The 13,407-nt window shown below is 43.5% G+C and carries 12 protein-coding genes; 2 read left to right on the top strand and 10 right to left on the bottom strand.

The window, feature by feature from the left end:
• Together RZO55_RS01230 and RZO55_RS01225 are read right to left on the bottom strand one after the other, a co-directional pair.
• Positions 1-858 (bottom strand): HAD family hydrolase, encoded by an 858-nt coding sequence (locus RZO55_RS01230; RefSeq protein WP_318062485.1) that lies wholly within the window; start codon positions 856-858, stop codon positions 1-3.
• 1 nt (position 859) lies between these two features.
• A complete protein-coding gene (locus tag RZO55_RS01225; protein WP_318062484.1) occupies positions 860-1,066 on the bottom strand; it encodes a carboxylesterase family protein in 207 nt (68 codons plus the stop codon).
• A gap of 125 nt (positions 1,067-1,191) precedes the next feature.
• Here RZO55_RS01225 and RZO55_RS01220 point away from each other — a divergent pair, with 125 nt between their 5' ends.
• A complete protein-coding gene (locus RZO55_RS01220) occupies positions 1,192-2,415 on the top strand; it encodes an AraC family transcriptional regulator (RefSeq protein WP_318062483.1) in 1,224 nt (407 codons plus the stop codon).
• A 113-nt stretch (positions 2,416-2,528) separates the two neighbouring features.
• Here the strand turns inward: RZO55_RS01220 and RZO55_RS01215 are convergent, their stop codons facing one another.
• Genes RZO55_RS01215 through RZO55_RS01200 form a run of 4 tightly spaced genes read right to left on the bottom strand, consistent with a single transcriptional unit; the run spans position 2,529 to position 8,214 of the window.
• Positions 2,529-3,620 carry an NADH-ubiquinone oxidoreductase-F iron-sulfur binding region domain-containing protein gene (locus tag RZO55_RS01215; RefSeq protein WP_318062482.1) on the bottom strand — a complete coding sequence of 364 codons (1,092 nt, stop codon included), beginning with the start codon at positions 3,618-3,620 and terminating at the stop codon, positions 2,529-2,531.
• Between the two features lie 12 nt (positions 3,621-3,632).
• Positions 3,633-5,723, bottom strand: coding sequence for an FAD-dependent oxidoreductase (locus RZO55_RS01210; RefSeq protein WP_318062481.1), 2,091 nt, complete (start codon positions 5,721-5,723; stop codon positions 3,633-3,635).
• A 41-nt stretch (positions 5,724-5,764) separates the two neighbouring features.
• Complete coding sequence (locus tag RZO55_RS01205) at positions 5,765-7,246, bottom strand: FAD-dependent oxidoreductase (RefSeq protein ID WP_318062480.1); 1,482 nt, start codon at positions 7,244-7,246, stop codon at positions 5,765-5,767.
• Between the two features lie 23 nt (positions 7,247-7,269).
• The gene (locus RZO55_RS01200) at positions 7,270-8,214 is read right to left on the bottom strand and encodes a flavodoxin family protein (protein WP_318062479.1); all 945 of its coding nucleotides are present in this window, start codon (positions 8,212-8,214) and stop codon (positions 7,270-7,272) included.
• Between the two features lie 214 nt (positions 8,215-8,428).
• On the opposite strand from RZO55_RS01200, the gene RZO55_RS01195 reads away from it, so the two are divergent.
• Entirely contained in the window at positions 8,429-9,943 is a 1,515-nt protein-coding gene (locus RZO55_RS01195; protein WP_318062478.1) for a PucR family transcriptional regulator, read from the top strand.
• Here RZO55_RS01195 and RZO55_RS01190 read toward each other — a convergent pair.
• From RZO55_RS01190 to RZO55_RS01175, 4 genes are all read right to left on the bottom strand, one after another.
• On the bottom strand, positions 9,940-10,734 hold the full coding sequence (locus RZO55_RS01190; RefSeq protein ID WP_318062477.1) for a DAPG hydrolase family protein: 795 nt from the start codon (positions 10,732-10,734) through the stop codon (positions 9,940-9,942). The genes RZO55_RS01195 and RZO55_RS01190 overlap by 4 nt on opposite strands.
• Positions 10,735-10,817: 83 nt before the next feature.
• On the bottom strand, positions 10,818-11,465 hold the full coding sequence (locus tag RZO55_RS01185; RefSeq protein ID WP_318062476.1) for a 3-oxoacid CoA-transferase subunit B: 648 nt from the start codon (positions 11,463-11,465) through the stop codon (positions 10,818-10,820).
• Positions 11,455-12,114 carry a CoA transferase subunit A gene (locus RZO55_RS01180; protein ID WP_318062475.1) on the bottom strand — a complete coding sequence of 220 codons (660 nt, stop codon included), beginning with the start codon at positions 12,112-12,114 and terminating at the stop codon, positions 11,455-11,457. The genes RZO55_RS01185 and RZO55_RS01180 overlap by 11 nt, the downstream gene beginning before the upstream one ends.
• An 11-nt stretch (positions 12,115-12,125) precedes the next feature.
• Positions 12,126-13,304, bottom strand: coding sequence for an acetyl-CoA C-acetyltransferase (locus RZO55_RS01175; RefSeq protein ID WP_318062474.1), 1,179 nt, complete (start codon positions 13,302-13,304; stop codon positions 12,126-12,128).
• Between the last annotated feature and the right edge of the window lie 103 nt (positions 13,305-13,407).

Below are 13,407 nucleotides of genomic sequence, written 5' to 3'. Positions count from 1 at the left end.
TTATATTTCCTCTTTCTCATTTTTAAAATTATCATAGAATTTCTTTTTGTAGCAGACAGCGTCATCACCAAACTTCTGTTGAAGAAATTTTTCTAACCCATACTCGGAAAACTCTTTCCACGATTTTGCTTCCTGTCTTACAAGAATCGGATAAAAAAGAACTCGATTCTCATCAGCAGCTTTCTCATCTCCAGGGGCATCCCCTATCATGATTACATGGTCCGAATCATATCCCTTTGCCAGCAATTCATGAATACAATGAGATTTACTTCCAATATTTTGTGATAACAGCAAATCAATATGATCCAGAAGTCCATTATCAGACCATTCCTCCCGGACAGCTTCATAATTTGCAGAAGAAACAATTGCAATATCCGCATACTGATGTACCTGTTCCAATACTTCCTTTACATGATCAAAAGGTAGCTTTTCTTCAGGCATCAATTCTTTAATTTTTTTATTCAGGTTTTGTGACCACTGTAATGCCATTTGAAGGCATACGGAAGTGTTCTTTGAAATTTGCTCCATCAAAGATTCATTGGATAATTCTTTTGTTGCTTTTACCCAATTCAGAAAAGTATCCAGAGCCTCGATTTCAATGTAGGTTTCATTGATTTCTTGCAGCGCGATTGCAAGTCCTTTAAATCTGTTAATTCCTCTTAATTCGGAATACAGATTAATCTCACACCAGCGATTAAGAATTTCCTCCTCCCATTGCTGCAGATTCCATGTTTCAATCAGACAGGGACCAAAACATTTTTTATGCTTTATATCCATGGTATCCATAGCGCAACCGTCCGAATCTACACAGACCAGGAATTGTTTCTTTTTTTTATAGTTTTCAATATTTTGTAACATTTTATTTACTCCCTGCTATTTTGCCCATTCCTATCTCTGAATCTGAAAATATCATAACATCAGTCTGGGAATTACTTGTTGTTTTCCATTCTGGAAGCGATTCACCATTAGGGTTCCCATGCTTAGCAAAGTTGCTGAAATAATCCATTATTACATCAGATAAATGATAATCTTTCTCTTCCCAGGGCCTCCAGCAAAATAGTAACAATTATTTATGCAAGATAACAGAATTTTTTTTATTAAAAATAGCATTATTTTTTGTTTTATATTGTTTTGTCATGAAATTTATGCTATTTTGAATAAAGATGATTCCATAAGGAGGTACTCATAAATATGATTGATCAATCTATTAACTTAGCAAAAAATATATTCGACAGTCAAAACATACAGTCAACACTTCTAACTTCTCCATTTGATAATATCAGCGAGATTGATTACTCCTTACGTTCCCACCTGTATCCACAGCAAAATCCTTATGAAGATATCAAAAACTGGCTGATACAGGAATGTTCTTTTCCTAATATTTATCTCATAGAGAGCTCTTATCATTTCTGTAATGTATATTTGAAACTTCCTATTGCAGATGATGCCAGTTCTTATTTATCAATCGGTCCTTTTTTGTTTAGCAGGCCAACTGAACCGGAAATTCAACAAATAGCAGGTATTTATCCGTCTCCGCATATGGAACAGGAATTAAAATTCTTTTACAACAATCTTCCATTAACGTTCGCCCGTGAAAAATTCCAGGCTTTTATTACCGCGCTTTTTTCACCTGTACTGGGACCGGAAATGCGAATCATTTATCAGAGCCATTCAGATGTTTTAAATAATCTGATTACAGCGAATGATTTTGAACATTCTTTTTCTGAAGGTGATTTGTCACTGAATCTGGTAGAACAACGATATCAGATTGAACAGCAGATGATTGCCGCTGTTAAACAGCAAAACATCAGGGAAGCGATACGTTTACACAAGAAAATGATACAATTTAATTACGGACAGCGAACTTCAAACCAACTGCGTAATTCTAAAAATTTTATGATTGTATTTAATACACTTTTAAGGGCTGCGGCAAGGGAATGCGAAGTTCACCCATTCTACATTGATAAAATATCACACCAATTTGCCATAGAAATTGAACAATGTACCAATGATCTGCAATTAATGAAACTTTCCGCTGATATGATTCGTAAATACTGCCTGCTGATTCACAATCATTCTGTCAAAAAATACTCTGACAATATTCAGGACTGTGTCACTTATATAGATCTCCATTATAATGAAAATCTTACCCTGAAAAAAATGGCTGAATACTTAAATTTGAACAGCAGTTATCTATCTACTCTCTTCAAAAAGGAACTGGGTAAGACAGTCACTGAATATATTACTCAAACCCGCATCAAACAAGCTTTATTATTATTAAATTCAACCAAACACTCTATACGGGAGGTGGCCAATCAATGTGGGTTTGATGATATCAATTACTTTTCCAGAATATTTAAAAAATATGAGGGAATGTCGCCCAGTTCCTATAGAAAAATGATACAAGACAACTAAATTTATTTATAAAATTAAAATTACAATAACAGGCAGAGTTTTATCTGCCTGCTATAAAAATGATGTTAGTTATCAACTGCCTTTTATTAAACTGCACTTGGTTTTTAACATACTTATATACGCTTACATGGTACCGGTTTTTTCGGACATTTGGGCTTATCCGCTCCTGCCCTTATGATTGCATTCTCCTCGCAGGCCTCTATACAGTCGCCGCACCCGGAGCATTCATTCTGGTCGATGACATGGATAAATTTCTTTTTCCCGAGAATAGCTTCATCCTCACATACATCAAGGCACTCCGTGCAGCCTGTACATATATCCGGCAGAATGTGAAAAGTCAAAAACTTTTGACATACTCCTGCTTTACAGCTTTTCCTGGTGATATGCTCCTCTATTTCACTTTTAAAGCAATCCAAAGCACTCTCCACCGTATTGGCAATGGAAAAACCGGCTTCGCAAAGGGATTGCCTCTTCATTTCATGGCATAAATCTAAAATTAAGTTCAGATCATGTATTTTCCCTTTTTTTAAGGTCATATCCGTTAAAAGCATACGGATCTGAAAAACACCTTCATGACCGAATACACATCTTCCACAAGCTTCTTTTCCGTATCTGTCTGCGGTTTTAAGAAGATAATCCAGCATACAATCCGACTCATTTAAGATTTCAATATAATCCGTGGTCAGTTCAACCGGTTGATCTATCATGGTCTCATTGATGAAAACTCCCATTGGATGACCAAAGTACATTGCCTTAAATATTCCCTGCACCCCAGAGGCAGCCAGTATATATCCCGGAGTTATCTTCCTGTCCAAATCAAGAAATCCCTTTTTCTCAGCCTTCCCTCCGACATACACTTTCTTCTTCCCGGCATTCAGCAATTCTTCTACTGTAACCACCCTGCAGTCATCCGAATGAAACTCATCGTTGCGGCATAATGGAATCGGCTTTTCTCCCTCAGTTACCTTTTTCAGTGCAGAATCATTTCCATAACTAAAACCGGATTTATGACGGGTTTCGATGATTGTCAGACCCTCAGGTTTATCCCATACCCAACCGCCCTCCGGCACAATCAGGTAACGAATACCGGCAGGTTCCTTTAACAGCGCTTCCATGACCTTTTCTATGTTATCTTTTATAATCATAGAAGAAACGGGTGCCTCATGATATACCGGCATTGCATTGCAAATAATCATATCCATCATCCTTCGTTCCTCCTAGTATTCGTTCCAAAGCCTGGGATTGGTTAGATTCAACCTCAAATCACATTGCAGGCACCGCCCTGCTTCACATTTTGCTTCCCCACAGGTAAATGTCTGTTCCACTGCAGCGAAGCTTTTTTTCCGTTCCTGGGGTTCCATAAGAGCCGGTGACAGCCGCTTTAAGTTTCCAAAATCTTCCGTCCTTCCAAGGAACGGATCCGCCGTTTCCTTTTCCAGCAGTTCTTCGGAAATATCTCCGTCTCCACCAAGGTAACGGTCCATCTCCACAGCAGACTTTCTCCCGGCAGCAATCGCTTCTATTACTGATTTTGTTCCGGTTACCACATCGCCAGCCCCATAAACCCCTGGCATGCTGGTAGAAAAAGAGCTGTTTACCTTTACAAAGAAACCAGGATTCAGTTCGATCCCCAACTCCTCTGTCCCAGCCGGTGCCTGTCCCACTGCGAAAATCACATGATCCACTGGTATGTTCTCCCGAGATCCCTCTACAAGTTCTATGACTGCTTTCCTGTTTTCATCAAAATAAAACTTCTCCACTTTTTGAAGCTCGACGCCTTCTACTTTCGTGTTTCCTGTAATACGAAGAAACGAATGGCTGGAATGAAGAATAATTCCCTCATCTCTTCCTTCCCGTATTTCTTCTTCTGATGCGGTCATCTGATCCCCGCCTTCCAGGCAGGCAATGTGGACCTCTTCTGCGCCCAGGCGAAGGGCTGTCCTGGCGCAGTCATAAGCAACATTTCCACCGCCCAGCACCATCACTCTTTTACCTGGATCATCAATCTGGTTTCTGCGTGCATCTTTTAGAAAATCCGTATTCAGCATGACTCCGGGAAGCATATTGCCTTCCAACGGCAGCCGGATGCCCTTATGGGTACCGGTAGCAATTAAAACCGTATCATATCCCTGTTTTAAAAGGACTTCCGGTGCGTCAGCCGCAGTATTCACCCTCAGCGAAACTCCAACTTCCAGAATATCGCTGATCTCCCGGTCCAGCACCTCATCGGGCAACCGGTAGGAAGGGATTCCATAACGGCACTGTCCGCCCGCTTTTTCGTTGGACTCAAAGACGGTTACTTCATGACCTTTCTTTGCCAGATAATAGGCTGCTGTCAAGCCGGCTGGACCGGCTCCGATTACAGCCGCCTTTTTTCCTGTAGGAGCCGCGGTTTTTCTGTTTTTCTTCCATTCATCGGAATGAACAGCGGCGGCGGTTCTTTTTAACTTGCAGACAGACAGCGGCTTTCCAAGCTCGTTGCGCTTACAGGCTGTTTCGCAAATGTGATTGCAGATGCATCCCAGTGTTTCTGGAAAAGGCAGCTTTTCGCGGATAACAGCGGTTGCTTTTTCATATTCTCCCTCTTTTATGTACCTTAAGTACCTGGGGATATCTGTATGTGCAGGACATGCAGTCCTGCATGGAACCACACTTTCCCCATAAGAGACGTCTTCCCTTATCTGTCCCAGGGCATCCATAATGGAGCCGGTAGGGCAGACTTCAATACAGGCTCCACAGAATTTACAGCCTGCTTCTTTCAAGGAAATGTTTCCGTCGGTTCCGATGCGTACTCCCTCATCTGTTTTTTGGAAATCCAGCACCTTCACACCACGAAGATCCCTGCAGGCACGCACACAGCGTCCACAACGGACGCATCTGGTAAACAAATGCCGGATTAAGGGATTGCTGTCATCGGTTGGGACTGTTCTGGCCTTCTTTTTCCACCGCTCGGGACCCACTCCCAGATACTGATACATGGATTGCAATTCACATTTTCCGTACTTTGGGCAACCGGTGCAGTCCGCAGGATGTGTTGCAAGAATCAGTTCCATCGCCGTCTTTCTGGTCTTTTCCGCTTTGGGTCCATGAATAGTAACCCTCATCCCTTCCTGCACCTTTACCATGCAGGAAGGAACTGCCTCATCCATACCTTCAATCTCTACGGAACACAGGCGGCATCCCCCTATCGCCTCCAGATCCGGATGCCCGCAAAGATGTGGAATGTATATTCCCGCCCCCAAAGCAGCATTTAAAACGGACATTCCTTCTTTTGCCTCTATCTGCTTATCATCAATTGTTAACCACATATTTCCTCCACTTAGCGAATCAGCCCCCGTATTCTAAGACTTTAATACTCCACCGCTTCTTCTGCTGCATTTTCTCCTGCTATTCTTCCACTGTTTAAGCAAAATCCCATTGAATTTCCGGAAAGGATAAACGGATAGCTGTCTCCAAAAATATTGCACGCATCTGTCCCAACACAATAAAAACCAGGAATTACCTTTGCCTCTTCATTTAATACCTGTGTCTTATGATTGATCTTTACTCCACCCAAAGTGCCGTAAGCCCCTACATTCTGACGGCAGCAATAAAACGGTCCTTTTTCAATGGGCTGCATAAATGCCCGGTTTTTTTCAAAAATCTCATCAAATCCTGCCTCGCACATTTCATTGTACTCTTCGATTTGTTTTTTCAGCCCCTCTGAATCAATTCCGGCTTTCTTTGCCAATTCTTCAATGGTGTCGGCCTGACAGATGGGTTCATACCCATCCGCTAAATCCCGTTCCCACTGATCCTCAAAGTGGTCGAACAGATCGTGAGGATGCACATGCGAAATAATATCCGGGCCTTTTTTCTTATATTTCTTTAATAACTTACTGTCAAAGATCGAATATGCCACATAGCCTGGCTGGGAGGAAATCGCGTTGCCTGTGAACGTAGTATTGGCAATCTGGTCTTCCGGCATAAAACGATTTCCATTCCGATTGACCCAGAGACATGGCTGGCGGAATGCTCCGTCCAGAATAAAATGATTCATGTTATCCGGAAGCTGGTACATCAGTTCCATGGTGCAGGGGGCATGCCCGGCACCGGCTTCCCATGCCATTTTGATCCCATCCCCTTTCATTCCAGGTATGGCAAAATTAAAGATTGTCTTACCAAATTCATATCCGGTCTGTTCCCTGATCATTTCCGGATTGTCTCCGAAACCTCCGGTTGCAAGAATCACCGCCTTGGCTCTTGCTTCTATTTCTCCGCCGTCTCTGTCTCTGGCAATGACTCCCACAGCCCGTCCATCTTCCATGATAACTTTGGCAACAGGAGTCTCCATAAAAAATTCCACTCCCAGTTCTTTTGCCCGTTCCGTCATCTTCTTTGTCATAGCCGTTGCACAGCGTGGGCCGGGAGCTCCGCCGCCCTCCGGTTTTACCACATGCCAGGTAAATTCCCCATCCGAATATGCTCTTGTGGCTTCTGGCGCATTAAATGCCCTCTGCACTCCTAAGAATTCTACTCCCATGTCCATAAGCCATTCAATGGTCTCTCCAGACTTATAATAGTAATCCCGGACCAGACGTGCATCTACCCGGTAATGGGTATAATACATGTGCTTGCGAAATGCTTCTCCAGGTGTCAGGGAAATCATCTGCTGTTTCTGTATAGGAGACCCCACCCCAAGAGGTCCCATTCCCATATTGGCAGCGCCGCCGGTTGTATTAGATTTTTCAAAAATGATTACCTCTGCCCCATTTTCTGCTGCAGTAATGCCTGCTGCCATTCCAGAAAGTCCTGCTGCCACCACAATAACATCTGTATGTAACTGCTTCATCGAAATACCTCCATTTTTTGATTTTATATTGTTTTAAAATTCAGGTTTTTGTATTTTTCAAGCTTTTCGCTGGCAATTCTGCGTTTCTCCGGATCGGATAAGAACCCTCCCTGCGTATGGATGATTTCTTCCAGGTGCTTGCCCCTTCCCGCCAGGGTATTACGGTCTCTTATAAGCCCATTTTCCTGAATCACAAACTTCCACTTTCCCTCTTCTGCTTTCTCAAGGGTTCCGCCAGCACCGCATACCTGGCATTCAACTGGAAAATGAAGCCCATCCCACTGAACTTCTCCCAGAATCAGTGCATTGGAATGGCAGTTTGGACACCAGCCCATATCTTCGTCTCCCAGCCATTTGCGTTCTTCCACAGGAGTATTGATTGCAGTCACGATGTTTTTCCCCATCTGCCCCACTCGTTCAATCATCTCGTCGTGAAGGAGACATTGTGCAGGAGCCGGAACTCTCGTAGCAAGATACATATCCACAACCTTAAAGTCCGAAGTGAACATAGCTGCCTGCATGGATTCCAGAGCCATGGACTGCCAGGAACGGGTGGACCCACCTACGGCAATCAAAGCACTGACTCTGTCCTTATGTTCGATTGCCCCGATGGACTCCAGGAATGAGTTCTCATAGCTTAAACTTCTCTGGGCAAACTTTGCAAATACGGAACAGGCCTGCAGATCGTAAGTAGGTGCTGCAAAAATAACCCCGTCCGCTTCTAACAGCACCTCCATGATTTTCTTCTTATCATCCTTATTGTCCAATACGCAGCCGGTATTCTTTCCCTGTGACATGCCTATGGTACATGAGGTGCATCCGGTACAATCTATAATGTCATAATCTCTCAAATTGACCATTGTAACATCGGCTCCCTCCTCCTGACATGCAAGAAGTGCCTCCTTTAACAAAACATCACAGTTGCTGTTTTTACGCCCTGTGCTGACTCCTAAAATTTTTACTGACATGAATATTCTCCTTTTCTATTTCTCTAAAATTTAGTACAATTATCGAAAGTTATCATAATAAAGTTCCGTTATGTAAATATCTATAAAAATACTGTTTACTTGTACGTTAAAATAATAACATAGTATAGATGAAGAAGCTTCCACCGTTTATCGAAATTTTTTCTCATATTACCGGGATCATTTCCTACATTTGTCTCAATGAAAAGGAGTTTTAATGGCTTGTTTAAAAAATATAATTCAAAAAATACAAGATACATTTCAGGTTCATGTTCACGGACCCATTTTTTCCAACCAGCGGATTGAGTGTGTTTATTATCTGCAGCCTCCACATGACGATAAGCTGCAGCCTGATTCCGACACCCTGTACATAGGAACTTATCCGGATTATCAGCCTCTCATTCCAGGCGGCTGTATTCTTTTGCTCAACTGTTGTTCCAATGAAGAAAATAACAGACTTACCATTAAAGAGAACCTGGACTCCTTTGCGGTCTTAAACTGCATACAGCAGGAAATATACGATTGCCGCAAGGCAGATTTAAAGAAGGATGAAGTATTACAGGTATTGCAGGCAGGTTATGGTTACCAGGGCATGCTTGATACGGCAATGTCATTTCTAAATAACCCCATAACCTTATGTACCACAAGCTTCTCCGTGCTTGCCTCCAGCCCTAAGGATTATTTTGATGATAAATTTGATGTCTATGATGAAAAATTCTATTTAAAAAGTAATTTTATTCAGAGTATGAAAGAAAAACAGGTTCTGCAGCATCTGTTTACCTCGTCCTCCCCGATCATAGTGGAACCGGATGATTCACACGATATCTCTTATCTGTTCTGCAGCATTCATATCAGACGTGCCGCAGTCGGATACTTATGTATCAGCTCCCTTAACCGTCCGTTTGAAGATGCTGACAGTTCCTTTGCCATGAACTTGTCCAAGCTGATCTCCCTGGAAATGCAAAAGGATGAGTGCTACGCAGAAAAAACAGGGCTGAAATATGAGTGTTTCTTAACCGACTTGATCGAGCAGAATCTGCACAGCAAGAGCATTGCAGCCCGGCACCTGGCACAGCTGGGAGAGACCTTTTACCAATATTTCTGGGTACTGGGATTCACCTTTCATGGTTTTTCCAATAACCAGTTGAACCCTAATTACTATATTGACCAGCTATCAGGAATTTTTAAGCACAGCATGGCTTTCTTTTATAAAGGGATAATAATTCTTTTGCACACCAGCAACTGCAAAAATCTTTACCAGTCCATTGACAAACAGAAGCTGTTTCATTTTCTTCAGCTGAACCAGATCCATGTTGCGATTAGTTTTCGATTTGAACAACTACTGGATACCCCACGCTATTATAACCAGGTAATGTTTTTGCTGAAAAATCAAAACTGTATCAGGAAGGAGCACATTCTCACTTATGAAGACAATTATTTAAACCATCTTTTGGAAGCCTCTCAAAATCAAATAAGTACAGAGACCCTCATTCATCCGGATCTTTTATTTCTGCAAAACTATGACCGGGAAAACAACACAGAATACATGAAGACTCTAAAGGCATATTTCTTAAATAACCGTAATGCCTTAAATACTTCTAATTACCTGCATATTCATAAAAGCACCTTTTTTTACCGCATTGGTAAAATTGCAGACTTGACGGAATTTGATCCTTCCAATGCAGAGATTCTTTTTTCCTATGAATTTTCCTTTCGGATATTGGGATTTTAAAAATTATCTTTGTTCTGTGCGTACACTTCCAGCAAGATGGCTGCTAAATTGGAAAATTCCTTTATGTTGTGGGCAAAAAGGCTTTTAGCAGCGATTTCCGGAATTTTAAAGCCTTCAGGCAGGGCTTTCTTTATAATTCCATTCTCCAGTTTAAAACCGATCCAGAAGCGGGAGCAGAACATAACCCCGTCCTTATAAGGATACCATTTATGGGTCATGGCACAGGCGCAGGAACTCTCTCCAATGGCACAGACCAAAGACTCACATGCTTTACTTCCTAAGATGGAGGAATCATACCCGAAATCAGCCGGACTTTTGAAACACAGCTTAAGGAATTCAAAGCCGGGGCCAATATCTTCCATTATGTAGTGGTTCACTCCCCAGGTCTTCTCCCTCATTGGTACTTCAGGGTCACAGACATAATCGGGGCGGTCAGCCCTGGCAAAACAATGATCCTCCGGGTCCCATATTTTGTAGCGGAGATCGGAACCTACACTATGCCAGGGGAACCACCAGTCCAGCATGTCTCCTGTGACGCCGGGCATGTATGTGGTATTACATACGTAGCCAGTTCCATCATCATGGATGCCGTAACCGTTCTGACAGTATTCTTCATCATTTCCTGCAAGATAAAGGTTTCTTTTTTCAAATGGCACTCCCGCTTTTTTGTCCCCCTGTCCATTTATTAAGATGGCAAGCTTTTCCTCCGGTATTTCTGCCATAGGGCGCTCAAAAAACTTATAATAGGATAAGTTCTTTTCTTCCTGGCTTACGCCGACTTTTTTCCCCATATTCCTATCTCCTGTCTTTTATTTTTTATTGCTTAAACTATATTTATAATTCATTTTCTTAAATACTTCAAGTCTGTCGAATATTAAAAGCGCCCAATGCACTCCGCCATAATCAGAGGTGCTTCTGTCTTTGCGACCACCTCTTCAGGTGTGGTATCCACGGAAACTTCCTTAAGAACAAGACCGTCCTTTGTCACTTCGATGACAGCAAGTTCTGTCACGATTTTATGGACCTTGCGAACTGCCGTTGGCGGTAATGTGATGTTGTTTAAAATCTTGGGGGAACCGTCCTTTGCCGTATGGGTCATAGCAATGATCACCTTTTTGGAGCCTGTAACCAGATCCATGGCTCCACCCATGCCTGGGACCATCTTACCCGGTATGATGTGGCTGGCAAGGCTTCCCTGCTGATCTACCTGCAAGGCTCCCAGAACGGTTACATTCACATGCCCTCCTCGAATGATGGCAAAGGAAAAAGCGCTGTCAAAATAGCTGGCTCCATGTTCTACAGTCACAGGTTTTCCGCCTGCATTGACAATATTAGAATCGTATCCATCCGCTCCAGGCACAGGTCCCATGCCCAGGATTCCATTTTCAGACTGGAGGTGAATGGTCATTCCATCTGGTATGTAATCGGCAACCATTGTAGGAAGTCCAATTCCTAAATTCACCACATCTCCATCGTTCAATTCCTTTGCTACACGCCTTGCAATGGTTTCTTTAATCGACATAAGGTTCACCTCCTACAAGAAAATCCACAAATATTCCAGGCGTTGCGACGCTTTCTGCCTGAATCATTCCTACATCCACGATCTCTTCCGCCGCAGCAATGACTATTTCTGCCGCAGTCGCCATCATGGGATTGAAATTCCTGGTGGTTGCCCGGTAGAACAAATTACCCTTTTCATCGGCAACGGAGGCGCGAATCAGAGCAAAATCGGCTTTTAGTGGCTTTTCAAAAACAAAATGTTTTCCATTCACTTCAATTACCTGTTTTCCCTCTTCAATCTCTGTGCCCAGTCCGGTAGGAGTCAGAACGCCACCAAGGCCAGCTCCTCCTGCGCGGATCTGCTCTGCAAGGGTTCCCTGTGGCACAAGCTGTACCTCCATTTTCCCCTCGTTCATAAGCTGTCCTGTAAGTGGGTTTAAGCCAATGTGGGAAGCGATCAGCCGGCTGACCGCTCCTGTTTTGATGAGGCGGCCAATTCCTGTATCAAGAGTTCCTCCGTCATTTGCAATAATCGTTAAATTCTTAAGATCTTTTTCTATCAGCGCATCAATCAGGATTTCCGGAGTTCCGTTTGACATGAAACCTCCGATCATGATTACGGCTCCGTCATTGATGGAAGCAACCGCTTCCTGGGGCGAAACTTTTTTCATGCGCATTCCTCCTATCGTTCCACTACGATTGCTGTTCCCATGCCACCGCCAATGCATAAGGTGGCAAGGCCTTTTTTTGCATCCCGCTTCTCCATCTCATAGAGGAGGGTGGTCAGGATTCTTGCGCCGGAAGCGCCGATGGGATGGCCTAAGGCAATTGCCCCGCCATTTACGTTGGTCTTTGCCGGGTCAAGTTCTAAGTCACGGCACACGGCAATAGCCTGAGCCGCAAATGCTTCGTTGGCTTCTGCCAGATCCAGTTCTCCCGCGGTGATTCTGGCATGTTTCATGGCAAGTTCTGAAGCCGGGATCACGCCAAGACCCATGACCTCCGGTTCTACGCCTGCAGAACCATAGCCTGTAATCTTTGCCATAATGGGAAGTCCTAATTCTTCCGCCTTTTCTTTGGAGCAGAGAATCACCATGGCAGCTCCATCATTTAATCCGGAAGCATTGCCTGCTGTAACTGTTCCGTCCTTGATAAAAGAGGGACGAAGCGTTCCAAGCGTCTCCTTCGTCGTTCCAAACCGAGGAAATTCGTCCGTATCAAAAAGCTTTGGCTCTCCTTTTTTTACAGGAATTGATACCGGTACGATTTCTTCTTTAAAACGGCCTGCTTCTATAGCTTTTTGTGCTCTTTGCTGGCTTTCCGCTGAAAATGTGTCCTGTTCCTGTCTGGTGATTTTGTAACGCTTTGCAATGTTTTCTGCAGTGACACCCATGTGATAATCGTTATATACATCCCACAGGCCGTCCTGAATCATGGTATCTACCAGAGTTTCATTTCCCATTTTGTGGCCGTACCGATGATTGTTTAAGACATAGGGTGCACATGACATGCTTTCCGCTCCGCCAGCCAGGATCAAATCGGCATCTCCTGCCTTAATAATTTGTGCGGCAAGAGTAACTGCTCTTAAGCCCGAACCGCAAACTTTGCTGATCCCCATAGCTGGTACCTCTACCGGCACCCCTGCTTTTAAGGATATCTGGCGTGCCACGTTCTGTCCTGAGCCTGCGCTGAGTACATTTCCTACGATGACTTCATCAATTTGCTCCGGCTTGATTCCAGCCCGTTCGATAGCACCTTTTGCAGCCGTGGTCCCTAAATCCACCGCTGAAATGGCAGCAAGGCTGCCGCCAAAGCTGCCGATGGCTGTCCGGGCAGCACTTACGATAACTACTTCTCTCATGTTTCCTCTTTCCTGCCCACGTTCTTTGGGCATAAAGGTATACCCGTAGGGTGTTTCCTCTTTCCTGCCCACGTTCTTTGGGCATAAAGGTATACCCGTAGGG

It is taken from the genome of Clostridium boliviensis, from assembly GCF_033342255.1.
Lineage (GTDB): Bacteria > Bacillota > Clostridia > Lachnospirales > Lachnospiraceae > Lacrimispora > Lacrimispora boliviensis.
The sequence above is the reverse complement of the archived record's forward strand: the minus strand, read 5'-3'. Positions and strand labels throughout refer to the sequence as shown.

Coding starts and splice junctions, on each gene's coding strand:
- RZO55_RS01230 (WP_318062485.1), bottom strand. CDS start 858: ATGTTACAAAATATTGAAAACTATAAAAAAAAGAAACAATTCCTGGTC.
- RZO55_RS01220 (WP_318062483.1), top strand. CDS start 1,192: ATGATTGATCAATCTATTAACTTAGCAAAAAATATATTCGACAGTCAA.
- RZO55_RS01215 (WP_318062482.1), bottom strand. CDS start 3,620: ATGATGGATATGATTATTTGCAATGCAATGCCGGTATATCATGAGGCA.
- RZO55_RS01210 (WP_318062481.1), bottom strand. CDS start 5,723: ATGTGGTTAACAATTGATGATAAGCAGATAGAGGCAAAAGAAGGAATG.
- RZO55_RS01205 (WP_318062480.1), bottom strand. CDS start 7,246: ATGAAGCAGTTACATACAGATGTTATTGTGGTGGCAGCAGGACTTTCT.
- RZO55_RS01200 (WP_318062479.1), bottom strand. CDS start 8,214: ATGTCAGTAAAAATTTTAGGAGTCAGCACAGGGCGTAAAAACAGCAAC.
- RZO55_RS01195 (WP_318062478.1), top strand. CDS start 8,429: ATGGCTTGTTTAAAAAATATAATTCAAAAAATACAAGATACATTTCAG.
- RZO55_RS01190 (WP_318062477.1), bottom strand. CDS start 10,734: ATGGGGAAAAAAGTCGGCGTAAGCCAGGAAGAAAAGAACTTATCCTAT.
- RZO55_RS01185 (WP_318062476.1), bottom strand. CDS start 11,465: ATGTCGATTAAAGAAACCATTGCAAGGCGTGTAGCAAAGGAATTGAAC.
- RZO55_RS01180 (WP_318062475.1), bottom strand. CDS start 12,114: ATGAAAAAAGTTTCGCCCCAGGAAGCGGTTGCTTCCATCAATGACGGA.
- RZO55_RS01175 (WP_318062474.1), bottom strand. CDS start 13,304: ATGAGAGAAGTAGTTATCGTAAGTGCTGCCCGGACAGCCATCGGCAGC.